Raw genomic sequence first — 25,647 nt, forward strand, 5'->3', positions numbered from 1 at the left:
AAATGATTTCGGGAAAGCATCAAGAAATATACAATCAGTGGACAGCTGAATTGAAGAGTGCCGTTCCACCTTTGCTGAAATGGTGGAATGATCTACACGCACATGAAGTCAGTAAGGGGCTTGTCGACGCTCGCTGGCCGGCAGGACCCGCGAGTCATCCTCGCATCATTGCCCTGTTTCGGAAGTACTACTTCGAAACGACAAGGCTGAACGATTTGCTTTTGCGCGGTGAGCCGCAACAGGGGAACGAGATGTGGGGCTCCGACGCCAAGCAATCATCCGAGGAAAGCGAAGGGGCTGGGCCGGTCCCGCCGGTGACACTGCTGCTCTCCTGGCTCGACGATACCGAGCCCGAGCTGGCGGACTTCATGAGGAGGTTCGACTTCATTCCCGTCGGGGAAGATCCGGAATTCGAGGAGTGCTGAGTGATGGCGCTGCTTGTCAACCACAACATCAAGAACGGTACCTACCGGCTGCTGCGAGCGCCCGGCGACGTCCGAGGCCGTACGAAAGAGACGGCGGCAGCGGTCGGCACGGCCGGCCATCGCGACCTGTTCGCCGCCTATCTGCTCGATTTCGTGGACGCGTTCGCCATCGCCTCCGAGACCTGGAACGCGAGTGTCGAGGAGCGCACGGAGACCGGCCTGCCGATCGACGAGGCAATCCTCCGAACGATCGAGGCCAACGGGATTGCCGGCCCCGCCGGCCACCCGAGAGTGGTCTGGCTCGTGCGTAAGTACTGGCTCGCGTGCGACGAGGAAAACCGGCGCTCCGAGTCGAGCGCGGTGCCTCCCGAGGTGTTTCTTCTCGAGTGGCTGATCCAGGGCGGCCACGACGATTATGCGACGCTGCTGACCGCCATGCCCTACTGGCCGATCGGCCTCGACGAACACGGCAATTGGTGCTGAGCGATGGCGTTTGCGGTCGGAATCGAGAATCACACGCCCTTCGCCGCCGCGACACACGTTCAACTCAACGCCGACGGCCAGGAAGTTCTGGTCGTCATGTTCTCGGCAACCTTCGATGCGCTCGACGGCGCACCGGCATTGGACATCTGCGAAGACCAGATGCCGGTCGCGCTCTGGGATATCCCTTTCGGCGATCCGGCCAATTCCTCCATTCGCTACGAAGCCGATATCGCGCCGCATAAGCCGGCCGCCGAAATCCTTATCAACGGTTCGGCGCACGCGCCGAACGGCCGACCGGTGGCGGAGATGCAGGTCGGTTTTCGCGTCGGTGGCTTGCAAAAGGTGCTCAACGTCGTCGGAGACCGCATCTACGGCGCTGGTGGCTACAGCGCGCCGGCTCCGTTCCGAACCATGCCGATCGTTTACGAGCGAGCCTATGGCGGGACGCTGCCAGATGGCCGGCTTGACAGACGCAACCCGGTCGGTGTCGGCTATCACCATGCCTCCTCCGCCGATCCGGCAGTGCGCACACAAGCCCCAAATGTCACCTATCCCGCTGAGCCTTATCTCAGCCCTTCCGATCGACCGAAACCGGCCGGTTTCGGCCCGCTCGGGCGGGGTTGGACGCCGAGACTGCCGCTCGCCGGCACCTATGACCAAGGCTGGATCGACACGCAGTGGCCACTGCCTCCCGGAGATTTCGATCCGCGCTACAATCTCTGCTCCCCGGCGGACCAGCACCTGCCGGCAATCCATGGCGGTGAGACCGTCACGATCATCGGCATGGTTCCGAACGGCCGCTGGGATTTCCGCCTGCCTCGCGTCGTTGCGCCTGTGCGGCTGATCTATGACGATCGCGTCGAAGAACGTCCGATTGCCGCGGACACGGTGATTGTCGAGCCGGAACTGTGGCGCGTCACACTGAAAGCGCGCTTTTCACACGTCACAAAACGGAACACACCGGCGCTGCGGGAAATCGTCTTCGGCCATGTCACGCCCGCCTTTCTCGTGGCCCGGCGCAAGCGCAAGACCTATCTCAGCCCGCGCGGCGGCGACGGCACCCTCGACCGCGCTGTGTGGCAGCCATGAAGCGGCCGCTCTACCTCGCCGGCGGCGGCGCCGTCACGCCCGCCGGGTTGAACGCGAGGCAAACGATCGCGGCGATTCGGGCGAGCCTTTCGGCCTTCGACGAAATCACGCTCGCCGAACCGTTCGGGGTACCTCAGATTGTCGCGCGCATACCCGCTCACCGGCATCTGCGCCGCAACGAAGGCGAATGGCTGGTCAACATGGCCGCCCGCGCCATCAACGAAGCACTCGGCACTGACGGGCCGGGTGTCGCGGCGGCAACCGCGCTGCTCATTACAACGCCGGAGAGCTTTCGCAACCATCCGGGGTTCGCGGATATTCCGGCACGCGATTTCCTGGCCGCCGTTGTCGATGCGACGGGCATGAGGTTCCATCACACCTCGCGCGTCGTTGATGGCGGCGCGGCCGCAAGCGTGGGGCTGATCGAAACGGCGCTTGCGCTGATGGAGGAGCAAGGCGTGGCGCAAGTGCTGCTCGGCGGCGTCGACAGCTTTGTCAACCACACCGACCTCGGCCGGCTCAGCCGGGCCGGGCGTTTACAGGGCGCGAACAACGCCCAAGGACTGGTTCCGGGCGAGGCTGCCGTCTTCGTGCGGCTGCTGCGGGAACCCGACCGCGAGCCCGTCGTGGCCGCTATTCATGGTATCGGCATCGCCCAGGAGACAGACAGCGTCCTTTCCGAGCGCTACAGTCAGGGTCGCGCCATGCTCGGCGCGCTGCGCGACGCCGTTTCGGGATCGGGACCATCGGAACCCGACATCGACTTCGTCGTCTCGAACGGCAATGGCGAGCGCTACCACGGCTGGGAGATGCTGATTGCCCGACCGCGCTTCTATCGCACGCACCGCACCCTGATGGCGACGGCCTATCCGGCGATGACGATCGGCGACACCGGCGCGGCCAGCGGCGCGCTGGCGCTGATGCTGGCCGCCGACAGTCTTGTTCAGGATTATGCGCCGGGATCGATTGCCATGTGCGAAGTCGCATCCGAAAACGGATTGCGCGCAGCCGCCGTCGTAGCGCGGATCAACCGCCGATAAATTACAGCCATGCGGGAAACCGCCGCGTCCTTCGCCAGTCGGCCAGCGGCGTATCGGTTGCCGCTATGGCGGCGCGCAACGCGTCGAGCCGCAACCGGCGCATCGAACGGAAAGGCCTGCGACCGCGACCGCCTCGTCCCTCGTCCCACCAGGCAGCAACGCGATCGGCGACGGGCAACGGGCTGTCGTTCAGAGATTCGAACGCCTTTCCCAAATCGGCCGAGTCGATCGTGAAAAGATCAGTGTCGTTGAAATCCACATCGAACAGATCGCGCATCGCCAGCCCGGCGGCAAAGGCAAGTTCCGGCTCGCGCATCTTCTCTATCAGCCAGGGCACCACTGACAGATCGCCAAACAGGCCGATCGAGGCGGTTGCCGCCGCACGCAGCAGGGGCTGGCCGAGACGCGCCTGCAACCAGGCTTTCGCGGCCTTGGGCGGCGTTGTCAGGAGGCGCATCTCGATTGCCGCCTCCGCCTGGTCTGTCTCCGTCAGCACGATCTTGTCGATCACTGGGTGCGCGGACCGCGCCTCGCCAAGCAAGCAAGCAGCGAAGGCGGCCGCAAGACGTTCTTTCGCCGTCTCGCCATCAAGGCCAGCCAGGACTGCCGGAAGCACGTCGCGCCGCCTGAACCCACCGGCGAGCCGAACGGCGCGCCGGCGCACAGCGGCGTCGGAATGGCTCACCAGATCCTGCAGGCGCGGTCCCGGATCGATGCGATGATGCCAGAGCGCGGCCAGCCCAAGGCAGCGTAGCCGCGCATCGCGTGCGTCCAGCCATTGCGCGACGAGCGGCCGCAGGTTTTCGCGTGGCGTGCGCGCGATCGCGGCGGACAGGCTCGATACACCGGCTTCACCCAGGCTTGCACCGGCGTCGATTGCGAAGGTAACCAGTTTGGCATCGCTCCAACGCATCGCCACAGTGCCAAGCACGAAAAGTTCGCCCGGTTCGGCATAATCGGCAAAGCGCGCTTGAGCAGATTCCCAGCCGGCCTCGCCGGCTGCCATGAGCCCTTCGAGGTTAGCCTCAAGGCGCTGGTCGATACGGCCGATGTCGGTCTCGTCGAGGATTGGACCATCGATCTCCCGACGACGGCGCAGCCAGAGGAAAGCCGCGTCCTCGGAATGCTGGTCCACGATGGCCGCGATGGTCACGATGCGGTGCATCGATTCGCCTCAGTTGAGATGCACAGCCCCGCCGCGAATGCGGTTGGTACCGCTGGCCTGGCTGGTCAACTGGGTGCCACGAATGGTCACGCGGCCATTCTTCTCCAGAATGATCGATGCCAGGCCGCAGCGCAATTCTATGCGCTCATCGCCGGTGATGACGATGCGCTCGCCGTCACGCACAACTTGCAGCTCCCTGTTCTTATGAGCCGGATCAACGATGCGTCCAACGACCAGCGGCCGCGTCGGGTCACCCTCCTCGAACAGAAGGGCTAGTTCCGAACCAATGGCCGCGACGTCCAGTTCGGTCAGGCTGCGCGCCGCAATCGCGGTCTCGTGTGGATTGCCGACGAAGACCACGAGTGGCGCTCTGCCTTCGAAACCGATAAGCAGGCCGATCACGACGCCGTCGATACGCTCCAGCACTTCCATGATGATGCCCTCAATTGTTGTTGATCGTGCTGCCCTTGACGATCACGTCGCCGTCGGCCTTGACGGTGATCTTGCCGCTGCCCTTGAGGGTAATATCCTTCCCGTCAGCGACAATGGTGCCGTCCTTTTTCATCGTGATCGACGCTGAGCCGCATTTGAGCGTGATCGAATCCCCTGCCTCGATGACAAGCTTTTTGCCCACCTTGATCGAACTGTCCTCGGCAATGTCGATGCCGCTGCCCTTGCCAACTTTGAGCGCATGTGCCCCGCCGACATCGGTGCCGTCATCCGCCCCGATCTTGGCTGTTCGTGCCTTGCCTATCTGGGAGGACTGTGCCCCTCCGACGGTGAAACTCTGATCCGCGCCGACATTGACGGTTTGCGCCGCACCGACATCCCAGCTATCCGCGGCGCCAATACTGTGGCTTTGATTGATGCCCACGGTCACCGACCGTGTCGCCCCAATCGTATTCGTCTGCGAGGCAACCACGGTCCTCGCTTCGGCGGCGCCCACCGTGTCGACGCGCGCGATACCCACCGTGACCGTCTGGTTCAGCCCCACCGTCTGCGAATGGTTGGCATCGATGTTTTCGGTCGAATTGGCGACGACGTGGATGGTCTCATTCGCCTGGACGGTCAGCGAACGATTCTTGCCCACCGTCTCGGTGTCGTTCGACCCGATATTCGTCGTCTGGTCGACGCCGACCTTGACCGTCTTGTTGTTGCCCACGTCCTCGTCGAGGTTGTGGCCGACGGAGTGCTTGGCGTCGTGGTCGATGCGGTCGGACTGGTCGTGTTGGACCGTCTTGTTGCGGTCGTGCTTGATCAGCAGATGGTGGTCCTTCTGGGCCTGGAAATTGACCAGCTCGGAGCCCGCCTTGTCCTCGAACATCAGCTCGTTGTAACCGCCGCCGCCTTTCGAGGAATTCGACTTCCAGCCCGATTGCGTGGCGTTGCCCGGCAGACCATAGGGCGGCATCTGCGACGCGTTGTAGACGCGGCCGGTGATGATCGGCAGGTCCGGATCGCCTTCGATGAAATCGACGATGACCTCCTGGCCGATGCGCGGGATCTGGATGAAGCCCCAACCGCTGCCGGCCCAGGTCTGCGAGACGCGCACGAAGCATGAGGAGTTCTGGTCCTTCTTGCCGAGCCGGTCCCAGTGGAACTGCACCTTCACGCGCGCATATTTGTCGGTGAAGATTTCCTCGCCCGAAGGTCCGACGACGGTCGCCGTCTGCGGCCCGCGCATGATCGGGCGCGGCGTGATGCGCGGTGGGCGATAGGGCAATTTGGTGGGCGCCACACCGAGCACCACCTTGAAATTCTCGCTGTGGGCCTCGTTCTGGGTCCGGTAGCCCGGGTCGAACAGCCGGTATTCGGCGCTGATGACCAGATAGTCCTGGTTCTGGTCGTCGCGCGGAAAGCTCTCCAGCGTGAACTTGCAGCCGGAAAAAAGGCCGCGCACCGTGCCAACCGCCGCGCTGTGCTGGTGCACGGCCTGAAGTTCCTCGCGGCGGATTCCGGCAATCTTATCGCCCCGCCCGACATCGAGATGCGCGCCGGGCTGGCGGTAGTTCTCGCCCGAGGCTTCCTTATGGGCGAAGGGCTGGGCGGATTTCGCCATCAGATCGGCGCCCGGCTTCTCGAAATCATAGTCCGTATGGGCATACGCGCCCGGGCGCACCGCGCTGCCAGGTATCCATTCGGTGATGTATTCGACATCGCGCCGCGAGGCGTGGCCCTCGAAATTGTAAAGCACCTTCTCGTAGCCGGGCGCCGGCTTCAGCTTGCTCATCGCATCGCAGAGGATGAGCGTGTGCTTGCCCTCGTCATGCTCGAAGAAATAGAAGATGCCTTCGTGCTCGAGCAGCCGCTGCACGAAATCGAGATCGCTCTCGTCGTACTGAACGCAATATTCGCGCGAGGGGTAGGACCCCTGCAGCCGCTTCTCGAATTTGGCGATGCCGTATTTCGAGAAGATCTTCTCGACGATCTCCATCGCCGTCATGTTCTGGAAGATGCGGCAATCGGTGGTGTTGCCGAGGAACCAGAACCATGGCCTGACGGTTGCCTCATAGAAGGCCAGCCGGTCCTCGATGCGGGTAAGCTTGAAATCCGACACAAGGCCGCTGAACCAGCGCTTCGGATCGGATTCGCCCTCGACCGAAACGACGCCGCCCAGCATCTTCAGCGGATCGACGTCACGATTCTTCGACACGAAGCCGACCGTATAGGCGAAACAACGGCTGATCTCATCGCGGCCGACGAGATGGGTGAAGGTCAGGTCGGCGCCAGCCGGCGTCTGTACAACCGTGGCACGTTCGTTCGGCATGGGTCGTGCCCCTCCTGGACGCGGCCGCCAGTATGATGGATTGAAGCCCCCGCTATGTTAACCGCATCACGTTCGGGAACTTTTCACGCCCACCGCACCGGACTGCTTTCAGCCTAGCATATGTTTGGCGGCGGCCAAATAACAGCTGTGGCTAAACTGCCCATGCGCCGGTGTGAAACGCTCCTCTCCCGCCGCGCTCGCAAGCTGCTAGAATGCCAAGGCAATTCCAGGAAAGGTGCGTTGGCGTTTCCGCCTGGAATTGCGCGGAAAATAAGCATTTGTTGACCAAGTTGGGCGACGCTTCCGGATGTTCATCTCTCTCCAGATCAGCAATGTCGACAGGCTGCCGGCCGGCACCGCCGCCAGCTACGCCGCCCGCGACCGCAGCTTCGAGATCGGTCGCGAGAATTGCGACTGGACGCTGTCCGATCCGGACAAGTTCATCTCGGGCCGGCATTGCGAGGTCCGCTATCAGGCGGGCTCGTTCTGGCTCTACGATGTCTCGCGCAACGGCACTTTCATCAACGGTTCCAGCCAGCGCATGAGCGGGCCGCACCGGCTGGCCCAGGGCGACCGGCTGCTGATCGGCCGTTATGTCGTCGGCGTTTCGATCGAAGACGAACGAGCCGCGACCGGACATCCTCAGGCCAGTACAGGATCGACGCAACGTGAGCTGCCGTCCTCGACCGGCCGTCCCCTGGATCCCGGCCATGAGCCGTTCTTCAATCCGGCGGAGCAGCGACCAACCGGGGCAGCGCCCGTCTCGACATCCTCGGCGCTGCAGCCTGGCCCGGCGGTTCCAGCCAACCGGCCCGCGGAGGCGGACGCGATATTGCGGGAGATCGCCAAGGCGGCGGGCATCGCGCCGGAGTTGCTGCAGTCGCGTGATCCGCACGATGTCGCGGCCGAGATCGGCTCCGTGCTGAGGACAACTGTCGAGCAACTGTCCCTGCTGCTCAAGGCGCGCGCGGCGGCAAAGGTGCTCGCCAAGAGTTCGAACCGGACGATGATCGGCGCCGAGGACAACAATCCGTTGAAATTCGTGCCGGGCATCGACGACATATTGGAGATCATGTTCGCCAAGCGCAGGGCCGGCTATCTCGACGCCAGGCATAGTGTCGAAGACGCGTTTCGCGACCTGAAGGCGCACGAAATCGCGACCTACGCCGCCATGCAGGCCGCGCTGTCGCGGTTGCTCGACGACCTGTCGCCGGAGGCGATCGCCAAGAAAATTCCGCCGGCATCCTTCTCGTCCAGGAAAAGCCAGGCCTGGGATGCGCTTGTCGCGACATGGCGGACGATGGAAGACAAGCACGAGAACGGCATGCTGGATGTCTTCCTCGCCTATTTCGCCGAAGCCTACGCCAAGGCCGACAAGCAGAAATAGCCTGGATCGGCACGGACCGCGCCGGCTGTATGTGACGGTTCTCATAGAAGAAGCCGCCTCTTCGATCATCTTGCTTTCCGATTTCAATCGGCGGCCCCGTTTCAATTGAATGCCCGGGCGATTAGAATGAACAGGGATGCTTGCCTGGCGGGCAACGCGGCGTGGCTTGGGGCGTGTGCAGCAATGTCATGTTTCGGCGAGATGTGCCTTTCCATGCGGCCCGCCGAGGCTCAGCCTGAAGCGCGCTTTGCCGGGCAAGGACATGCTCGTTGCAATTCGACGGCGGGTCGTCGCCGATGAGCTCGAAGGACGATCCCTCCAGGCCGCTGGGCAAAACCGTCATCCGCGCGCCGCGGCCGAAGCAACGACCGCTCGCGGCTGCCGAGAGTTCCGGTCCGGAAGGCGTTCGGTCCGCTCCATCGCCTTCCCGCGAATCGACGGTGTTCGATCCCGGCGGCGGCCGGCAGATGCCTACGGGCTGGTCGTCTGGAACGGTACTCTTTCAGGGACCTACCCCGGGAGCAGAGGCCAATGCGGCGCCGGGGGTGCAGCAGGATGCCCTGCTCGACGCCGCCGGCGGCGTGAGATACGCCGCGGCTAATCCGATCCTTGCCGCCGCGGCGCCGCTGCTGATGCTTCTCGGCCAATTGCGGCTGATGCCGGTCGAACGGCAAGCGGCGCCCTTGGCGGAGCATATAGCCGAAGCGATCGACACCTTCGAGCTTGCAATCGCGAAAGCCGGCGTAGCCGAGGAAGACGCGCGAATCGCGAAATTCGCCCTTTGCGGAACCGCCGACGATCTTGTCGGCAATCTGCCATGGCCGAGCAAGGACAGCTGGCTTCAGCACAGCCTTGTGGCGCAGTTCTTCCAGACCCAGCCGACGGGCGCCGGCTTCTACGAAGCGCTGAACACCGTCCTCGCCAAGCCGGAAGCGCATTACAACCTGCTCGAACTGATGCATGCGTGCCTTTCGTTGGGTTTCGAGGGCCAGTATCGGGGGCTTGCGGGCGAGCGAAACACGCTCGAACGTGTCCGGCGCGACGTCTACGACACGCTGCGTTACTTCAAGCCGCGCGCCGGCGACGACGTCTCGCCCCGCTGGCAGGGCATGGCTGCGGCATTGCCGAAGCCAAGGGCGCGGCTGCCGCTCTGGGCGGTCGCGGCCGCCGCGGCGACGTTGGTGACGGCGGCCTTCTTCGGACTGCGGGTGCTGATCACCGACGAAGGCGATGCGACCGCCGGCGAGTTGCTGGCGCTCAACCCCTCGACGCCCGTCACCATAGAGCGCGCCAGCGTGGCGGCGCCCACTGAGCCGGCGCAAGCCAGCCCGCCGCCGCCCGTGGTTCCGGATGCCACCCAGATCGACCGCATCCGCGCGGCGCTTGCCAAGGAGATCGCCGGCGGCGGACTGAGCGTCGGCGAGAAGGGCGAGTTCATCGTCGTCGAGATCAACAACCAGCTTCTGTTTGCTCCCGGCCAGGCGGAGCTGAAGCCGCAATTCCAGCCGATCGCGGCCGCCATCGCCACGGCGCTCGACGCCGAACCCGGGCCGATCAAGATCGTCGGCCACACCGACAATGTGAAACCAAAGAAGTCGAGCACGTTCAAATCGAATTTCGATCTTTCCGTCGCCCGGGCGAAGGCCGTCCAGGCGCTGGTGGCCACGCAATTGAAGGACCCGTCGCGGCTCAGTGCCGACGGCAAGGGCGAGGACGAGCCGATCGCCGACAATGGCACGGCGGACGGCCGCGCCAAGAACCGCCGCGTCGCCATGATGATCCCGAAACAGGAGACCTTGCAGAACGGCTCCGCGGAGAACGGCAACTGATGCGCTGGACGCCGCGGATCTTCAGCCTGCTTGCGCTTGCCGGTTTCTCGGCGGCGGTCTGGTATGCCGGACCGCTGATCCGCTTCGCCGACACACGCCCGTTTGCGCCTGCGTGGCTCAGGGCCACGATCATCGGCGTCACCATCGTGGCGCTCGCGCTGTTCTACGGGGTCCGCTTCTGGCAGCGGCGCAAGGCACAAAAGGCGCTCGAAACGGCGATCGTGCGCAGCGACGAGCGCAACGACGATTCACAGGTGCTCGAAGCGCGCATGAGCGAAGCGATCGCGACGCTGAAGCGGACGAGCGGCAAGCGCAATTTCCTCTATGACATTCCCTGGTACATCGTCATCGGCCCGCCCGGCGCCGGCAAGACGACGGCGCTGGTCAATTCCGGACTGAAGTTTCCGCTTGCCGGCTCCGGCAGCGCGCAGCCGGTGGCCGGCGTCGGCGGCACGCGGTCCTGCGACTGGTGGTTCACCGACGAGGCGGTGCTGATCGACACGGCCGGCCGCTATACGACGCAGGAGTCGGACCGCGAGCGCGACAAGGCAAGCTGGCTCGCCTTCCTGGGATTGCTCAAGAAACACCGCACCAGGCAACCGATCAACGGCGTGATCCTTGCCATCAGCCTTGCCGACCTGATCGGCTTCGACGACCGGCAGCTCGACGCGCATGTCACCGAGATCCGAAGCCGCCTGCGCGAACTCCACGAGACGCTGAATATCCAATTCCCGGTCTATCTGCTCTTTACCAAGGCCGATCTCATCCGCGGCTTCATGGATTATTTCGGCGATTTCGACGAGGCGCGCAGGCGCAAGGTGTGGGGCGCGACATTCCAGACGGCCGACCGCACCAGGAACATGGCCGGCGAGGCGCCCGCAGCCTTCGACGAACTGGCGAAGCGGCTCGCCGAAGAGGTCGCCGACCGCCTGCAGGAAGAGGCCGACCCGGTGGCGCGGATCACGCTATTCGGCTTCCCGGCGCAGTTCGGCGCGCTGAAGAACCGGATAACGCAGTTCGTCGGCAGCCTGTTCGACACCTCGCGGTCACAGGTCAATGTCAGCCTGCGCGGGCTCTATTTCTCCTCGGGCACCCAGGAAGGGACGCCTTTCGATCAGGTGCTGGGCGCGATCGGCCGCAGTTTCGGTAGTGCTTCGCAAGCGCATCTCTCCGGCGCCGGCAAGAGCTTCTTCCTGCATGATCTGCTGGTCAAAGTGATCTTCCCGGAATCGGGCTGGGTCTCGTTCGACAGGGCCTCCGAGCGGCGCGCCAAGCTCGCGAGGTTCGGCGGCCTCGCCGCGATCGCGCTGGCGGCTTTGGCGGCGCTCGGCGTGCTGGGCCTCAGCTTCTTCGCCAACAAGCAGCTGATCGCCTCCACAAGGCAGGCCATGGCGCATTATCGCGACAGCGCCGATACGCTGCTGAACAGCACGACGGTGACCGACGTCGACCTCGAAAACGTCATCGGTCCGCTCGACCAGTTGCGCAATCTGCCGGCCGGCTTCGAAAACGGCGACCAGGCAAAGCCGATCGAGGAGACGTTCGGGCTCAGCCAGCGCGAGAGGCTGTTGTCGGCCTCCAAGACCGCCTACCGGCAAGCGCTGGAGCGAACCTTCCGCTCGCGGCTGCTGGTGCAGGCGGAGCGGACGATCCAGGCCAGGATGGCCGACCCCGTGGCGCTCTACGAGCCTTTAAAGATCTACCTGATGCTGGGCGGCAAGGCGCCGAAGGTCGACGACGAACTGGTTGTCTCCTGGATGAAGCAGGATTGGGAGGAGAACCGCTACCCTGGCGAGAACAACCGCGAGGGCCGCGCGCAGCTCGAAAAGCACCTGCGCGCCATGCTTGCGCTCGACGACGCCTATGATCCGGTCTTCGAGCTCAACCAGCCGCTGGTGGAGGCCGCGCAGCGCTCGCTCGGACGCATGAGCCTCACCGACCGCGCCTGGGCGCAGATCAAGTCGGCGGTCTACGCCGCAAGGCTCAAGGACTTCTCCATCGCCGCGAGAGCCGGTCCGGAAGCGCAGTTGCTGTTCGAACGCACGGACGGCAGCGAGCTTGCCGATCTTCAGGTCACCGGCCTCTATACGCGCGGCGGGTTCAATAGCTTCTTCCTGCCGCAGCTGTCGCGCATCGCGCAGATGCTCGTGGACGATCAATGGGTGCTTGGCGGCGGCGGCGAACAGGGCGGCATCGACCAGGACCTGCCCAAGCTCGGCCCCGAGCTCATCGACCGCTACGGCAAGGAATTCGCCGCCGCCTGGAACGGCGTGCTCGACCAGCTGAAGCTCAAGGCAATGCTGAAGGACAAGCCGCAATATCTGGCGCTCTCGGCCGTCGCCGCGCCGGACTCGCCTCTCGACCAGCTCTTCACCGCGATCGCCGATGAAACCGCATTGACGAAGGACAGCGCCGCCGAGGGCGATACCGGCACGGCGCAGCAGGACCCCGCCAGCATGGCCAAAGGCCTCGCCCGCATCGGCCTCCAGATCGCCGGCGGCAAGTCGCAAAGCCGCGCCGGCGCAAGCTCGGCCGTCGCGCAGAATGCCGGCGCGAGCGTCGAGGCGCAGTTCCGCTCGTTCCAGGCGCTGGTCGGCGGAGCCGCCGGACGCCGACCGCTCGATGCGCTGACGCAGAACTTCCACGACATCTTCCAGAGCCTGAAGCTCGCGGCCGATGTCCCCACACAGACCGAGCGCGTCAACGCCAACCTGCAGCTGCAGATCTCGACATTGCGCGCCAATGTCTCGCGCCTGCCGAAGCCGCTGGCGCGCATGGTCAACGCGGCGGCGGACGAGTTCGAAGGCAATGTCGCCGAGACCTCAGTCGCCAACCTCAACCAGAACCTCGACCAGATGGTGACGCGCGCCTGCGAGGAGGCGGTCAATGGCCGCTATCCCTTCACCCGCGACGGCACAGACGAGATCTCGATGGCGGATTTCACCAAGCTGTTCGCGCCGGGCGGGCTGATGGACCGTTTCTTCGCGCAGAATCTTGCGCCGCTGATCGACATGACCGGCCAGGAATGGACCTGGAAACAGGACGCCCGCTCCAGCCGCGATCTTGCGAAGTCGACCTTGAAAGCGTTCCAGTCGGCCGCGGAAATCCGTAACACCTTCTTTCCTTCCGGCGGCTCGGTGCCTTCGGTCTCGATCACCATCACCCCCACCTCGGTGAACAGCGAAGTCGACAGCGCTGTGCTCAATGTCGACGGGCAGACGGTCCAGAGCGCCCAGGCCGGCAACGCTCCGAGCATCGTGACATGGCCGAGCGGCGCCGCTTCCGGATCGGCGAGCCTCAGCCTCGTGCCGGAAATGCCCGGCCGCGAGTCCGCGCTCAAATTCGAAGGGCCGTGGGCGTTGAAGCGGCTTTTCGACAAGGCGACCATCACCGGCGACGGCGCCAACACGGAAGCCCGCTTCGTGATCGGCGGACGTGATGTCGCCTACACGATCCAGGTCGGCTCGGGCGCCAATCCCCTGCTGCTGCCTGCCTTGTCCGGCTTCAGCTGTCCGAAGGCGTTCTGACATGGCTGGAGCGAGCCTTCATTTCGGTACTCTAATGTATACGCTTGTGGCAGAGTGGCCTGGGCACGCGGCCCGTGGCTGGTCACAGAGGACGCTCGCGAAGCGCTTGGTGGCAAATTGAGCACTGTCGCCCTCCCCATCGAAAGCTTCGGCGTGAGCCACAAGGGCTGCGTGCGCGATCACAACGAGGACAATTACCTCATCGAACCGCAGACCGGGCTCTGGGTGGTGGCCGACGGCATGGGCGGGCATGAGGCGGGTGAAGTCGCCTCGGCCAGCATCGTCGACCATCTGGCAACGATCGGCATTGCGAGCTCCGCGCCGGACCTTCGCGCCCGCTTCGAGGACCGGCTCAGCCGCGCCAATGCCGAGATCCGCGACATATCGCGATCGCGCGGCGTCACCATCGGCTCCACTTTCGCGGCCCTGCTTGCCATGGATGGACGTTTCGCCTGCCTGTGGGCCGGCGACAGCCGCATCTATCTCGTGCGCAACGGCTCGATCTTCCAGGTTTCGAAGGATCACACCGAGGTGCAGGAATTGCTCGACCGCGGCATGATCAGCGCGGAGGAAGCGCGCACCTGGCCGCGCCGCAACGTGATCACGCATGCGGTCGGCGTCAGCGACGAGCTCGAGATCGATTTCCAGCAGGGCGAGCTGATGGCAGGCGATGTTTTCGTCCTGGGCACCGACGGACTGACCGCGCATGTCAGCGACGCCGAAATCGAGGCCGCGGTCAAATCCGCCACGCCGCGGGCGGCCTGCCAGATCCTGCTGGACATGGTGCTGACGCGCGGCGGAACCGACAATGTGACCATTGTACTCGTGAAGATCGGCGGCGGGCGCAACGGCGCGCTCCATCCGGATCGGTCCGCAGTGGAGGGCCAGGCCAGATGAGCGACGACGACAAGACGCGGATTTCGACGAACGTCATCTATACCGGGGTGGGCACGCAGCTCAGCGGCATTTACGAGCTCGACGAGAGGATCGCCTCCGGCGGCATGGGCGAAGTCTATCGCGGCCACAACATCCAGACCGGCGACCACGTGGCGATCAAGATCGTGCTGCCAGAATTCGCGCGCGACCAGACGATCCTGTCGCTGTTCCGCAAGGAGGCGTCGATCCTCAACCATCTGTCGCATGACGCAGTGGTGCGCTACCACGTCTTCACCATCGATACGGGGATCGGCCGTCCCTATCTCGCGATGGAGTTCGTCGACGGCGAGTCGCTGTTCGACGTCATGCGGCGCGGACCGATGCAGGGGGACGATGTGCGCCGGCTTTGCCATCGCCTCGCCTCCGGCTTGAGCGCCGTGCATCAGGCGGGCGCCGTGCACCGCGACCTCTCGCCGGACAACATCATCCTGCCCGGCGGCCGGGTGGAGCGCGCCAAGATCATCGATTTCGGCATCGCGCGCTCGGCGACCGTCGGCGGCGAAACGCTGATCGGCGGAAAATTCGCCGGCAAATACAACTATGTTTCGCCCGAGCAGCTCGGTCTCTATGGCGGCGAGGTCAGCGAGCAATCCGATATCTACAGCCTTGGGCTGGTGCTGGCCGCGGCACTGCGCGGAAAGCCGCTCGACATGAGCGGGTCGCAATACGAGGTCATCGAGAAGCGCCGGACCGTGCCGGACCTGTCGGATATCGATCCCGATTTCCACGACTTGATCTCGGCCATGCTGCAGCCGGATCCGCGCGACCGGCCTGCCAGCATGAGCGAGATCGCCCGGGCGACGCGCGGCGAGGATCTCGAGGCGACATTGCCGCCGCCGGTGTCGTTTGGCGCACGCGAACGCTCCGGTTTGCCGCGCGCCGGGTGGACGGCGCCGCCGGACTCCCAGCCCCAGCCGCCGACGCCTCCCGGCGAGCCGCGCTTCGTCGAGCATGTGCGCCCTGCATACCTGTCGGAGCAACGGCCCGCACCGGCTGCCGCTCCGGCGAGCGCATCTGCGACCGCACCGGCTGCGCCGCGAAAGGCTTCACGGATACCCGTCATCGCCGGCGGCGTTGCGGCGCTGGCTGTGCTGGCTGGGGGCGGCCTTTATTTCAGCGGCGTCCTGGCGCCTCCGCCGGTGACGGAAAAATCCACACCGCTGACACCGAAGCCGGTCGCCGAAGCCGCCAAACCAGTGGCCGAAGCGCAGCAGCCGGAAGCGCCGAAGCCCCAACCGCAGACGCCGTCCGCGCCTCAGCTGGAATCGCCGAAAACTAACGGCGCCGCCACCGTCGAGAAGCCGACGCCACCTGCCGCTCAGCCGAAGAGCGAGGCAAAAAACCAGACGCCTCAGGTCGGGACCAAACCCGTGCAACCCCTGGCGCAGCAGTCGCCGGCTCCCGCACCAACGGCCGCCGAAAGCCAGAAGCCGGCGCAGCCGACGAGCGAACCGGTGGTCAAGACGCCGGAACCGAGCCAGGCGGCTGAGAACAAGCCGGCGCAGGAGGCGAATCCGCCGGCAGCCAAGCCCAGCGTAAAAGACCTCGTTGACATGCTTTCCAAGCTGCCCAAGCCGAACGCTTCCCCGCCCCCCGCTCCGGAGAGTCCGGCGCCGGCGCAGCCGACCACCCCGCCGGCCGAGCCTAAGGCACAGACCCCGACAGCCAACCCGCCGGAAATGCCGACAGCGCCAGCACAGCCGGCGCAGCAACCGCAGCCGCCGGCGACCAAACAGCCGGACACTGACGTCGCCATCAATGTGCCAAAGCCGGCGCTTCCGTCACTGGAAGAGGACACGGCCAAGTGGAACGACCAGCGCTCCTGGGTTCGCGATTTCAGCGGCGGCAGCTGTTTTTACGCGAACGTGACATCGGAACCTGGCGCTTCCCCCGCGATCGAGGGATACGGGACGGCGGTCCAGCCCTTCGAACATTTGCTCAGCGATTTCCAGACGAGGTTCCATATCGAGCCGGACATCAGCGTGCGCCTCATCACCCTGTCCCAGTGCGGAGTGCCCACCTTCCTTCGCTTCCTCGACCGGAGCTCGGCCGCGAAGCCGCAGCTTGTGCTGGACCGGACATCGGTCCCGGACGGCTCGCCGATCAGCGGCGCGCTCTATACGGGCGGCGGGCTCGTCTCGAACATCATGCTGATCGACCACAAGGGCGTGGCGTTCAATCTCGACGACCGCATGGTGCCGCAAACCGACAAGGTGACCTTCAACATCCCGATCGGCCTCGCCGCCGCGGACAAGGCAGCCGGCAAGGCGGTGCCGCAGATCATGCTGGTGATCACCGGGCCCAAGGACATCCAGGCCGCCATGTTCTCCAGGCCGACGCCGGCCTCGGAGCTTTTGCCCAGGATCCTCGAGGAGATCGAGTCCGACGGATCGCAGTTCTCCGCCACGGCCACCTATTTCCGGCTTGGCGGATAGCATGAACGCCGATGAACCTTCGCACCTTGCGTTCTTTGCACCAGCCCCCGCCACGCAAGCAGCGTAGCCGGCTCCGATCGCCGTTCCCGGGCCGCACGACGCTTGCCGCGCTGCTTGGCGCGGCGTTGTTCTCGATCCTTTCGCCCGGCAAGGCGCATGCCGAATTCACCGTCTGCAACCAGACGCTCGACGTCGTCAATCTCGCCGTCGGACAGAAGGTCGACAATGCCGACCAGACGGACGGCTGGTGGACGATCGGCGCCAACCAGTGCGTCAACGTCATCCGCGAGGAACTGACCAACCGCTATATCTATCTCTACGCGACGGACGTCTTCGGCCACGCGATCCTCAACGGCTCGACCGAGATGTGCATCGACCGGCGGCGCTTCTCGATCCGCGGCATCGACGAGTGCTGGCAGCGCGGCCATATCGCGGCGCGCTTCGTCGAGGTCGACACGCTCGAGCAGGTGCGCTGGACCTATTTCCTGACCGGAAACAGCCCGTGACGCACGCGATCGACACGAGCTTCAGACAGAAGAAGCAGGCGCGCCTGGCCGCGCAACGGCGCAAGCTTTGGCGGCGGGCCCTTGCCGGCCTTGCCACGCTCGCAGTCGTCGCCTTAGCCACCGGCTTCTACCTGACCAGGGACTACTGGTCGTTCGGCGACGAGGACGAAGAGTTGCATCCCGTCGAGGGCATGGAAGACGTGCCGCCCGACGCCTCGGTCTATGTGCCGGCGATCATCGATCTGGCCGGCGATCCGATGTGGATCACGCTGGCGCCCGATGCCGACACCGCGACAAAGGGCAAGACCGTAGCGCGTCCAGCCGAGCTCGACAGTTCCGGGGCTTCGCCGCAGATCGAAATCCTGTCCGACGTGATGCTGAGCGCCAGCGAAAAGTTCATGACGACGATCCCGTCGACGCAGGAGGATTTCGCCTTCTTCCAGGCACAGCGGCAGGCAGCTCCGAAGCCTTCGGCAACGGAGCCGGGAGATGAGCAACCGGCCCCGCCCGCTCCGGCCGCGGCGCCGGACGATCAACAGGGCGATCCGCAGGGCGACCTGCAGAATGATCTCCAGGCGGCGCCGGACGAAAGCGATGCCGGCTCGGCGCCCAAGGCAGATGCCGACGATCCAGAGGCAGGCTGGGGCGAGACCATCGACCAAGGGGAGGCAGCACTCCCGGCTTTCACGAAAACCGCGATCGAGAACAACACGACCGTTGCGACCGTCGCCAGCGAATACCAGCGCTTCGAGGCGACCGAGGACACCTTCGTGAAGATCCTCAACGACCGCAGCCTAGACAGCGTGGCGCTCGACGCGCATTTCTCCGCCGACGACGCGAAGCTTGCGGGCGAAGCGCTGAAGACGCTGTTCAACCGCGACGGGCTGGAGTCCGGCTTTGTCGTGGCCATGCGCGGGTTCCGGCCGAATCGCGAGACGACGACCATGTCGCTGATGCAGGTCTCCATCTACGCGAGGAACGTCTATGTCGGCACGCTGACACGCAATGCAGCCGGCGCCTTCGTGTCGGGCGTCGACCCCTGGGTGCGCGAGGACCTCTTCAACTATTCCGGCGCTTCCGACCAGGGCGGGCCCAAGCGGCAGTACCGCTTGCTCGACGCGATCTACTCGACCGCGGCGCGCAACAAGGTGCCGACCAGCGTCATCGGCGAGGCGATCATGTATCTGTCGCGGGGACAGGACCTCGACGCCTTCGCCAGCGAGGACCAGCGCCTGGTGCTGATCTATTCGCAGACGCCGCGCGGCCAGGGCGATATCTCCGGGCGGGTGCTCTATGTCGGTGTCCAGGGCACGGACAAGAGCCTCGACTGTTTCGTCTTCCAGCAGAGCGACGGCCAATATGCCTGTGTGACCGGCGACGACCAGGTCCGCTCGCTGACCGTCACCAACGGCATGGTCACGCCGGTCGCCGGGGTGATGACCTCGACCTTCGGCCCGCGCAAGCATCCGATCCTGGGCACGGTTCGAATCCACAAGGGCGTCGACTGGGCGGCGCCGGTCGGCACGCCGATCATGGCCGCCTTCGACGGCGAGATCTCGTTCCAGGGCGATGGCGGCAGCTATGGCAATCTGGTGAAGATCACGCATGCCAACGGCCGCGAGACGCGCTACGCGCATATGCAGAAATTCGCGATCGCCAGCGGCGTCGGCACCAAGGTGAAGGCCGGCGACGTCATCGGCTATATCGGCACTACGGGGCTTTCGACCGGCCCGCATTTGCATTTCGAGCTCTACCAGAACGGCGAGGCGATCGACCCGCTGGGGACGGTCACCTCGGTCGCTACCGCCGTGTCCGTCAGTTCCGGCGGCTCCGGCGATGCCGCGGTCGAGACGCTGACCGACCGGATCGTGCATGTCGAAAGCGGCGGCAGTGCGCGAGCCAAGAACCCGCTTTCCTCGGCAACCGGCGCCGGCCAGTTCATCTCCAAGACCTGGATCCGGATGATGAACACCTATCGGCCCGACCTCGCCCGCTCGCTGTCGACCGCCGATCTGCTTGCGCTTCGCTACGACGCCACGCTGTCGCGTGAAATGGTGCGCAACCTGGCGCGCGAAGGGGAAGCCTATCTGCGCGCCCGCGGCCACCAGATCACCGCCGGACGCCTCTATCTTTGCCATTTCCTCGGCATGGAAGGGGCGCATCAGGTGCTGGCGGCGCCGGGTTCGTCGCAATTGACCGCGGTTCTCGGATCAGCCGTCATCCAGGCCAATCCGTTCCTCACCGGCAAGACCGCCAGTTATGTCGTGGACTGGGCCGAGCGGAAAATGGGGCAGAAAGCGCCGCGCGTGGTCACCGACCAGGGCCAGCCGACGACAACCACGACCGAAGTCCGGCAGACATCGCCGGAGTTCGAGAAATACAAGCAGGCGATCACCGCGTTGATAGGTTCGATTCAGGATACGCTGGAGCCCGGCTAGTTCTCGGTTCACCAGCAACAGCGTTTTTCGACGCGGGGTGACTAAGACCTGTTGATATTCAGGATTCCACATCGGGCTTGATCATGATTCAAGCTTCGGATGGAACGATTCGTGCTGACTGACGCCCAATGGGCGATGATGGAACCGCATTGCCTGGGCAAGCCGAGGGACCCGGGACGAAGCGCTAAGGACAACCGCCTGTTCGTCGAAGCGGTGCTTTGGATCGCGCGGACAGGAAGTCCGTGGCGTGATCTGCCGCCGTTTTTCGGCAAGTGGAACACCGTCTTCACGCGATACTGCAATTGGGTCAAAGCCGATGTTTTCGTTCGGCTTTTCGAGGCCTGCTCCGAAGAACCGGATATGGAGTACGCCATGGTCGATGCCACCATCGTCAAGGTTCACCGCCATGGCCAAGGCGCAAAAGGGGACTCAGAGCCAGGCCATCGGCCGCTCCAAAGGCGGCATGACTACCAAAATCCGGGCGCTCACGGACGCCCTCGGCAATCTCGTGCGCTTTGTCCTCCTGCCGGGTCAGCGTTTCGATACGGTCGGCGTCGAACCGCTCATCAACGGCCTCTCCTTCGACGCTCTGATCGCCGACAAAGCCTTCGACAGCAACTCTATCATCGCCGATCTCAACCAACGCGGCGCTAAGATCGTCATCTCGCAGCATCCGCGACGAGCCAAGCCACTTCCCTTCGACATCGAGATGTACAAATGGCGTCATCTGATCGAGAATTTCTTTTGCAAACTCAAAGAGTTCAAACGTATCGCCATGCGCGCCGATAAAACCGACCAGAGCTTCTCCGCCTTCGTCCATCTCGCCGCCGCCATCATAAGCTCCAGATGAATATCAACAGGCCCTAGTTTGACGAACTGCGTATGGACGGAACCGCGCTGCCTGCCATCGCCGCACCATCCACAAAACCTCCATTAGGATTCACTCATGTTATGGTGATCCGCAGAGCAACAATATCGTTAACGGTTCGGGCAAGTGGCGAGGCTCGCATCTGAGGCTGGAACATTTCAGCGAATTCGACGTTGCCCGCCATGGTCAAAAAGCAATCCAACGACAACGGTTCATACTTCGAATTCGACGTCATGCGCGAAGCGTTCAAGCGCTGGGTCGACGAAGACAAGGTTCCTGAAGATCAATGGCGGCCGCGCGCAACGAAGCTGGTCCGTATCGTGACCGGAGACGATTATGTCGACCCCAACATAGTCGAATGGATCATGCGTAAAAAGCCCCAGCGCTGAAGGATCGGCGCTAATGCATGTCGCGCAAAATGACCTCGGTTTTGCGACAACGACATGCATCAAGTAACGACCTAAAGCGCGTCGCGTGAATCCGTTTCGACGCGACGCGCTTTAGGGCTTTGGGCATGTACGCTGTACCAGCATGACCGAATATCAGGTTGCGCTAATATCGTGAATGAGTGGTAAATCGCTGCACGGTCCAATGCCGCGGAGGCTTCGGCTGTGCAAGACCGCCAGGCTATTGCGGTGGGCGCACTCAAGAACCGATCGACGATGAGAGCTGGCCTGTCGGCAGCGCCCGCATCGGCAAATCGCTATGAGCTGACTGGCCTGGGCCGGCCGCCCTATTGCGTCCTGATCCGCATTTCCACCCGGCGGTTGACCGGATCGTAGGGATTGGCGACGCGCGGATGCGACTTGCCCAGGCCGATCGGCTCGAGCCGGGTAGATTGAACGCCGTTCGCCGCCAGGAAGGCCGCCACCGATTGCGCCCTTCGCTGCGACAGGTCCTGGTTGTAGCGATCCGTACCGGTCGCGTCGGTGTGGCCTTCGACGACGAAGGTGAACGTGCTCAGCCGGTTGTCCTTCAGCGCCTTGGCGAACTCGTCCAGTTCCGTGCGCGCGGTCTGGTCGAGCTGGGCCGAATCCAGGGCAAAATTGATCATCATGTCGAGGCCGGCCTTTTGAGGCGGCGCCTCGTTCTTCTCGGCCTTGCTCTTGCACTCTTCCTCGGTGCCGACGCAGATGCCGCGTGACGCGCCAAGATTACCCTGGCCGGCGAAGTATTTTACGATGTCTTCCGATTTCTGAAGCGGATCGGCGTAAACGTGCGTTGAAAAAAGCACGGTCGCCAATGCCAAGGCTGAGCTGCCCCACCGCATGACCGTCTCTCCTGTTGAGCGGGTTTCGCTGGCGCGGACTATATCAAATCTTGAAACGATTGTCTGTGACCAAGCGCACGTTGCCAACGGCCGCCACCTGCTAGAAGCTAAGGCTTGACCGGCTCTCGCCTAAAGGCTTGAGTGCTTGTCAGCTGGCTCTCGGGGTGTGGCAGCCATGGCCAACGAACTCGGATACAGAACCGCAAGGGATCTGTTTCTTGCCTGTCCCGCGATCGCCCGGGACATGAAATTGCCTGCCGCCAACCAACCCCCGCTGGAATTCTGCCGCGCCCTGCTCGCCGGACGCGTGCCGGAGGAGGCCGTCACGTTCTGCGCCTATCTTCTGCCCGATCGCGCCGCGGTCTGGTGGGGGCATGAATGCCTGAGCCATCTCTCAGAACTCCTTGCCGATAGGGACCTCGAATTGCTGGCGCTCGTCAACGATTGGGTCGGCGAGCCCGGCAATCCCCGCCATCGAGCGGCGCTCAGCAGTGCCGTCGATCCGTCGCCAGCGACGCCGGCTGCATGGATCGCGCTGTCGGCGGCATGGCGTGACCCGGCCTTCGACATGCTATCGACCGGATTTCCCGCCGCCCACGCCGTCAACGCTGGGATCCTGGCGGGGCTGGCGCGCGTCTCGACCGCGGACCGCTTTGGCGTGCTTTCCGCCTTCGTCGAAATGGGCATCCAGATGGTGGAGATGGAGGCCCAGCGGCAATCTGTCGACGCGTATTAGGGGGTTTCCGGGCTCACTGGCAGCCGCCTTGCGCCCACTTGGCCAAAGCGACCTTGAAGCGGGTACCAAGCGGATGTTGCAGGCGCAGGACGGAGACGTCATTGGCGGCGAAATTCTTCGCCTGCTCGCAGAGGCGGGTCTCGTTCCACTCGTGGCAGCCGTCGCAGTGCTTGCCTTGCCAGACCGACTTGTCGAGCCCTTCGACCGGACTGAAAAGCGGCTCCCCCTTGATCAATTGGGCTATGCTCTTGCCGTCGATCGCCGGGTCGCCGAACTTGACCGGGCGATCGAAAAGGATCGGGCCGTCCGTCTCCAACTTCGGAATCTTTTCGCGCAGCGCATTGAGCGCAAGCTGGTCGTCGGTCTGGCCGGACGCGGCGCCGGTGTTGCGCGTCTCGGAGCCCGCTTCGGCCTGCGGCGCGCTTGCCTCGCCGACGATCAGCGGCGCATTGAGATCGACCCTGTGCAGGACGACCTCGGTGGTCAGCGAGACGTTGATCCAGGGGCGCTGCTTGCCGGCGGTGGCCTTGAAGACGTCGCTGGTCACCCTGTTCATCGCTTCGGTGATGGAGACGTTGGATTCGCCGACATGCTGGAGCAGCGCCGTGGTGAAGGGCGAGTGGTCGCCCGACCCGTCATAGGCAAGCTGGTTCGGGCTGGCGGCGAAGGCGACCAGCGTGCCGGCGCCGCCATTCTCGATCGGGATTTCGGCAAGGCCGCTGCTTGCGCCTTTGATGCCGGCGGCCTTCGCCAGCACCTCGGCAAGCGGGTTGTCCCGGCATGCGTCCAGGAAAACCAGTCTTATGCTCGTCTCGCGCGACATCTGGCGCAGGATGAAATCGACCGAGACGGCCTCGAAATCGAGCGAGGTCTCGTCCTCGAGCGCGGCATCGACGGGAAGCAAATAATTCTTGCCGGAGACCTGCAGGCCATGGCCGGCATAGAAGAAAAGCGCGATGTCGGCGCCCCGCACCTGCTTGGCGAACTGCGCGACCGTAGCCTGTGTCTGCTGCTTGGTGAGGTCGAAGCCGGAGACCACCTCGAAGCCGAGGTCCTTGAGCCGATCGGCCATGGCCTGCGCATCCCGCGCCGGATTGAGGAGCGGCGCCGCGTGCTGGTACTGCGAGTTGCCGAGCACCAACGCAATCCGCCGCTCGGCGTTCGCGGCCGTCAACGTCAGGAACAAGGCCAGCACCACAAGCCCGGCGGCGCGAAGCAGACCACCGCAAAAGGCGATTGGAGCGGAACTCACCGCCACCTCAATTGGCGAGCTTGCTTGCGGAGAATTCGATCCGCCGGTTGAGCGCCTTGTTTTTGGGCGTATCGTTGGCGGCGACAGGCTTGTCCTCGCCATAGCCGGCCGAGCTGATCTGGTTGCGCGGGACGCCGTCCGCAACCAAAGCATCGGCGACCGCCTGGGCGCGCCGTTCGGAGAGCGCCTTGTTCGCCTCGGGTGATCCGTCGGAATCGGTGTAGCCGGACACCTCGACCTTGAGGGCCGGGCATTTGCCGACGACACCTTCCACCTCAGCCAGCAGCGGACGGCTCTTCGCGTCGAGTCTTGCGCTCGCCTGACGGAAATAGATGGCGCCGGTGCGCGAGAGCACGGCAAACCGGTTGAGGCACTCCTCGTCGCTGAAATTGGCTTTCGCGGCATCGGTGGCGACGGGGCCGACCTCGGCGGTGCTGGCCGCGACGGTCTGCACGGCGGCCGGCTTGCCGCCGTCGGCGGTGAAGACGAAATCGAACGACACCGAAGCGGTCGGCACGATGTTGGTCACATTGGCGGCCTGCTGCAATTTGTCGATGTTGGGCAAGAGCCCGAAATCCTCGACATGGACCGCGACGGGCGCCTCCGAAGCGACGGAAACCTGGGTATCGCTGATCATGGTGACGACGACGCTTGCCTCTAGATCCTTGTCGACGCCATGCAGGCTGAGGCGGAACGGCAATGTCGTCTTCACCCGGCGCTTGGTCGGCAGGTCGGCGAACGCCGCCGGGTCCACTTTCGCTGTCACCTCGGCCGTTGGATAGGTGAAGGTCTCGAAAAACAGGAAGCGCATGCGGACATTGCGCAGGTCGACGCCCGTGTCGACGGAATTGAGGTCGAAGCTGATCTTCGCGTCGCCGGCGGAACTCAGCGTGCCGGTGATGTTCCTGATCTTGTTGGTCTCGACGATCGTGTTCTTCTTGACCGACTGGTAGGTGAGCACCGAAGCGGACGGATCGAGCGTCCAGTTGGGCGCGGCGCTCGCAGCCTGCGATCCGAAGACCAGCAGCGCGGCAACGATCAAGCCAAAAGCCGCGGCCTTGGTTAGCATTTTTCGCCAGAATGCAACGACTTCGAACATGGAACGCCCCCGCCAGGACAACCCGATCTCGATACCGGCACGTGGCAGGAGCATAGAGCACTTGCCCTTGCTTGGCGAGCGGTTCCATCGGGAAGCGAGAAAGGTGGCGCCAGTCGCCACACGTCGAAAAAAGCATCGCGCGTCGAGGACGCTATCACCACCCGCCACCGCCACCGCCACCGTTGCCGCCACCACCTATTGGCGCAATGACGGGTACGGTTTCGTTCTTGACCGGTTTGACAATCTTCTTGGCGGTCACTTTTTTCTGCTTGACCACCTTCGGGGTCGTCGTCACGCGAACGTGCTTGGTACGATGTTTCGTTGTCGGCGCCGGCTCGACGCTGGGCGCCATAGTCGTGCACCCTGCAACCGCAAAGGATAGGAATGTTGCGATG

At 64.2% G+C, this 25,647-nt stretch carries 20 protein-coding genes and 1 pseudogene; 14 read left to right on the top strand and 7 right to left on the bottom strand.

Annotation, left to right across the window (positions count from 1 at the left end):
- Positions 1-2 precede the first annotated feature (2 nt).
- Genes FJ414_RS07975 through FJ414_RS07990 form a run of 4 tightly spaced genes read left to right on the top strand, consistent with a single transcriptional unit; the run spans position 3 to position 3,037 of the window.
- A complete protein-coding gene (locus FJ414_RS07975; RefSeq protein ID WP_140643174.1) occupies positions 3-425 on the top strand; it encodes a hypothetical protein in 423 nt (140 codons plus the stop codon).
- A gap of 3 nt (positions 426-428) precedes the next feature.
- Entirely contained in the window at positions 429-908 is a 480-nt protein-coding gene (locus FJ414_RS07980; RefSeq protein ID WP_140643175.1) for a hypothetical protein, read from the top strand.
- A 3-nt stretch (positions 909-911) separates the two neighbouring features.
- A complete protein-coding gene (locus tag FJ414_RS07985) occupies positions 912-1,997 on the top strand; it encodes a DUF2169 domain-containing protein (RefSeq protein WP_140643176.1) in 1,086 nt (361 codons plus the stop codon).
- Entirely contained in the window at positions 1,994-3,037 is a 1,044-nt protein-coding gene (locus tag FJ414_RS07990) for a hypothetical protein (protein ID WP_140643177.1), read from the top strand. The genes FJ414_RS07985 and FJ414_RS07990 overlap by 4 nt, the downstream gene beginning before the upstream one ends.
- Position 3,038: 1 nt before the next feature.
- On the opposite strand, the gene FJ414_RS07995 is transcribed toward FJ414_RS07990, so the two are convergent.
- From FJ414_RS07995 to tssI, 3 genes are read right to left on the bottom strand one after another with little or no spacing between them, the layout of a single operon-like run.
- A complete protein-coding gene (locus FJ414_RS07995) occupies positions 3,039-4,202 on the bottom strand; it encodes a hypothetical protein (RefSeq protein ID WP_140643179.1) in 1,164 nt (387 codons plus the stop codon).
- Positions 4,203-4,211: 9 nt separating this feature from the next.
- The gene (locus FJ414_RS08000; RefSeq protein ID WP_140643181.1) at positions 4,212-4,637 is read right to left on the bottom strand and encodes a DUF6484 domain-containing protein; all 426 of its coding nucleotides are present in this window, start codon (positions 4,635-4,637) and stop codon (positions 4,212-4,214) included.
- Between the two features lie 7 nt (positions 4,638-4,644).
- Complete coding sequence (gene tssI, locus FJ414_RS08005; protein ID WP_140643183.1) at positions 4,645-6,969, bottom strand: type VI secretion system tip protein TssI/VgrG; 2,325 nt, start codon at positions 6,967-6,969, stop codon at positions 4,645-4,647.
- A 307-nt stretch (positions 6,970-7,276) separates the two neighbouring features.
- Between tssI and tagH the strand changes: the two genes are divergently transcribed.
- The 9 genes and pseudogenes from tagH to FJ414_RS08050 all read left to right on the top strand — a co-directional run bounded on the left by tagH (position 7,277) and on the right by FJ414_RS08050 (position 21,284).
- Complete coding sequence (gene tagH, locus FJ414_RS08010) at positions 7,277-8,356, top strand: type VI secretion system-associated FHA domain protein TagH (RefSeq protein WP_140643185.1); 1,080 nt, start codon at positions 7,277-7,279, stop codon at positions 8,354-8,356.
- A gap of 269 nt (positions 8,357-8,625) precedes the next feature.
- Positions 8,626-10,185 carry a type VI secretion system protein TssL, long form gene (tssL, locus tag FJ414_RS08015; protein ID WP_348639997.1) on the top strand — a complete coding sequence of 520 codons (1,560 nt, stop codon included), beginning with the start codon at positions 8,626-8,628 and terminating at the stop codon, positions 10,183-10,185.
- Positions 10,185-13,712: a type VI secretion system membrane subunit TssM gene (gene tssM, locus FJ414_RS08020; protein WP_181181560.1), complete on the top strand. Its 3,528-nt coding sequence runs from the start codon at positions 10,185-10,187 to the stop codon at positions 13,710-13,712. The genes tssL and tssM overlap by 1 nt, the downstream gene beginning before the upstream one ends.
- A gap of 117 nt (positions 13,713-13,829) precedes the next feature.
- Positions 13,830-14,609 carry a PP2C family serine/threonine-protein phosphatase gene (locus tag FJ414_RS08025; protein ID WP_140643189.1) on the top strand — a complete coding sequence of 260 codons (780 nt, stop codon included), beginning with the start codon at positions 13,830-13,832 and terminating at the stop codon, positions 14,607-14,609.
- Positions 14,606-17,083, top strand: coding sequence for a serine/threonine-protein kinase (locus FJ414_RS08030; RefSeq protein ID WP_140643191.1), 2,478 nt, complete (start codon positions 14,606-14,608; stop codon positions 17,081-17,083). Before FJ414_RS08025 ends, FJ414_RS08030 begins: the two co-directional genes overlap by 4 nt.
- A gap of 11 nt (positions 17,084-17,094) precedes the next feature.
- Positions 17,095-17,589, top strand: a complete 495-nt coding sequence (locus FJ414_RS08035) for a DUF1036 domain-containing protein (RefSeq protein WP_181181561.1) — start codon at positions 17,095-17,097, stop codon at positions 17,587-17,589.
- Positions 17,586-20,027, top strand: a complete 2,442-nt coding sequence (locus FJ414_RS08040) for a M23 family metallopeptidase (protein ID WP_140643193.1) — start codon at positions 17,586-17,588, stop codon at positions 20,025-20,027. The genes FJ414_RS08035 and FJ414_RS08040 overlap by 4 nt, the downstream gene beginning before the upstream one ends.
- Positions 20,028-20,165: 138 nt before the next feature.
- Positions 20,166-20,877 (top strand): annotated as a pseudogene (locus FJ414_RS08045) (IS5 family transposase).
- 191 nt (positions 20,878-21,068) lie between these two features.
- The gene (locus tag FJ414_RS08050; protein ID WP_140643195.1) at positions 21,069-21,284 is read left to right on the top strand and encodes a hypothetical protein; all 216 of its coding nucleotides are present in this window, start codon (positions 21,069-21,071) and stop codon (positions 21,282-21,284) included.
- Between the two features lie 344 nt (positions 21,285-21,628).
- Here FJ414_RS08050 and FJ414_RS08055 read toward each other — a convergent pair whose 3' ends face one another.
- Positions 21,629-22,165, bottom strand: coding sequence for an OmpA family protein (locus tag FJ414_RS08055; RefSeq protein WP_181181562.1), 537 nt, complete (start codon positions 22,163-22,165; stop codon positions 21,629-21,631).
- A gap of 175 nt (positions 22,166-22,340) precedes the next feature.
- On the opposite strand from FJ414_RS08055, the gene FJ414_RS08060 reads away from it, so the two are divergent.
- Positions 22,341-22,901, top strand: a complete 561-nt coding sequence (locus FJ414_RS08060; RefSeq protein ID WP_226892002.1) for a hypothetical protein — start codon at positions 22,341-22,343, stop codon at positions 22,899-22,901.
- A gap of 13 nt (positions 22,902-22,914) precedes the next feature.
- Here FJ414_RS08060 and FJ414_RS08065 read toward each other — a convergent pair whose 3' ends face one another.
- From FJ414_RS08065 to FJ414_RS08075, 3 genes are all read right to left on the bottom strand, one after another.
- Entirely contained in the window at positions 22,915-24,153 is a 1,239-nt protein-coding gene (locus tag FJ414_RS08065) for a caspase domain-containing protein (RefSeq protein WP_246672326.1), read from the bottom strand.
- A gap of 7 nt (positions 24,154-24,160) precedes the next feature.
- Positions 24,161-25,252 carry an OmpA family protein gene (locus tag FJ414_RS08070; protein WP_140643201.1) on the bottom strand — a complete coding sequence of 364 codons (1,092 nt, stop codon included), beginning with the start codon at positions 25,250-25,252 and terminating at the stop codon, positions 24,161-24,163.
- Between the two features lie 154 nt (positions 25,253-25,406).
- Positions 25,407-25,604: a hypothetical protein gene (locus FJ414_RS08075; RefSeq protein ID WP_246672327.1), complete on the bottom strand. Its 198-nt coding sequence runs from the start codon at positions 25,602-25,604 to the stop codon at positions 25,407-25,409.
- Between the last annotated feature and the right edge of the window lie 43 nt (positions 25,605-25,647).

It is taken from the genome of Mesorhizobium sp. B3-1-6, assembly GCF_006439555.1.
Classification (GTDB): Bacteria; Pseudomonadota; Alphaproteobacteria; order Rhizobiales; family Rhizobiaceae; genus Mesorhizobium.

Excerpts from the sequence above, each read along its gene's own strand:
- FJ414_RS08035 (WP_181181561.1), top strand. The coding sequence starts at position 17,095 with ATGAACCTTCGCACCTTGCGTTCTTTGCACCAGCCCCCGCCACGCAAG.
- tagH (WP_140643185.1), top strand. The coding sequence starts at position 7,277 with ATGTTCATCTCTCTCCAGATCAGCAATGTCGACAGGCTGCCGGCCGGC.
- FJ414_RS08055 (WP_181181562.1), bottom strand. The coding sequence starts at position 22,165 with ATGCGGTGGGGCAGCTCAGCCTTGGCATTGGCGACCGTGCTTTTTTCA.
- FJ414_RS07975 (WP_140643174.1), top strand. The coding sequence starts at position 3 with ATGATTTCGGGAAAGCATCAAGAAATATACAATCAGTGGACAGCTGAA.
- FJ414_RS07990 (WP_140643177.1), top strand. The coding sequence starts at position 1,994 with ATGAAGCGGCCGCTCTACCTCGCCGGCGGCGGCGCCGTCACGCCCGCC.
- FJ414_RS08060 (WP_226892002.1), top strand. The coding sequence starts at position 22,341 with ATGGCCAACGAACTCGGATACAGAACCGCAAGGGATCTGTTTCTTGCC.
- FJ414_RS08030 (WP_140643191.1), top strand. The coding sequence starts at position 14,606 with ATGAGCGACGACGACAAGACGCGGATTTCGACGAACGTCATCTATACC.
- FJ414_RS07980 (WP_140643175.1), top strand. The coding sequence starts at position 429 with ATGGCGCTGCTTGTCAACCACAACATCAAGAACGGTACCTACCGGCTG.
- tssI (WP_140643183.1), bottom strand. The coding sequence starts at position 6,969 with ATGCCGAACGAACGTGCCACGGTTGTACAGACGCCGGCTGGCGCCGAC.
- tssM (WP_181181560.1), top strand. The coding sequence starts at position 10,185 with ATGCGCTGGACGCCGCGGATCTTCAGCCTGCTTGCGCTTGCCGGTTTC.
- FJ414_RS08075 (WP_246672327.1), bottom strand. The coding sequence starts at position 25,604 with ATGGCGCCCAGCGTCGAGCCGGCGCCGACAACGAAACATCGTACCAAG.
- FJ414_RS07985 (WP_140643176.1), top strand. The coding sequence starts at position 912 with ATGGCGTTTGCGGTCGGAATCGAGAATCACACGCCCTTCGCCGCCGCG.
- FJ414_RS07995 (WP_140643179.1), bottom strand. The coding sequence starts at position 4,202 with ATGCACCGCATCGTGACCATCGCGGCCATCGTGGACCAGCATTCCGAG.
- FJ414_RS08070 (WP_140643201.1), bottom strand. The coding sequence starts at position 25,252 with ATGTTCGAAGTCGTTGCATTCTGGCGAAAAATGCTAACCAAGGCCGCG.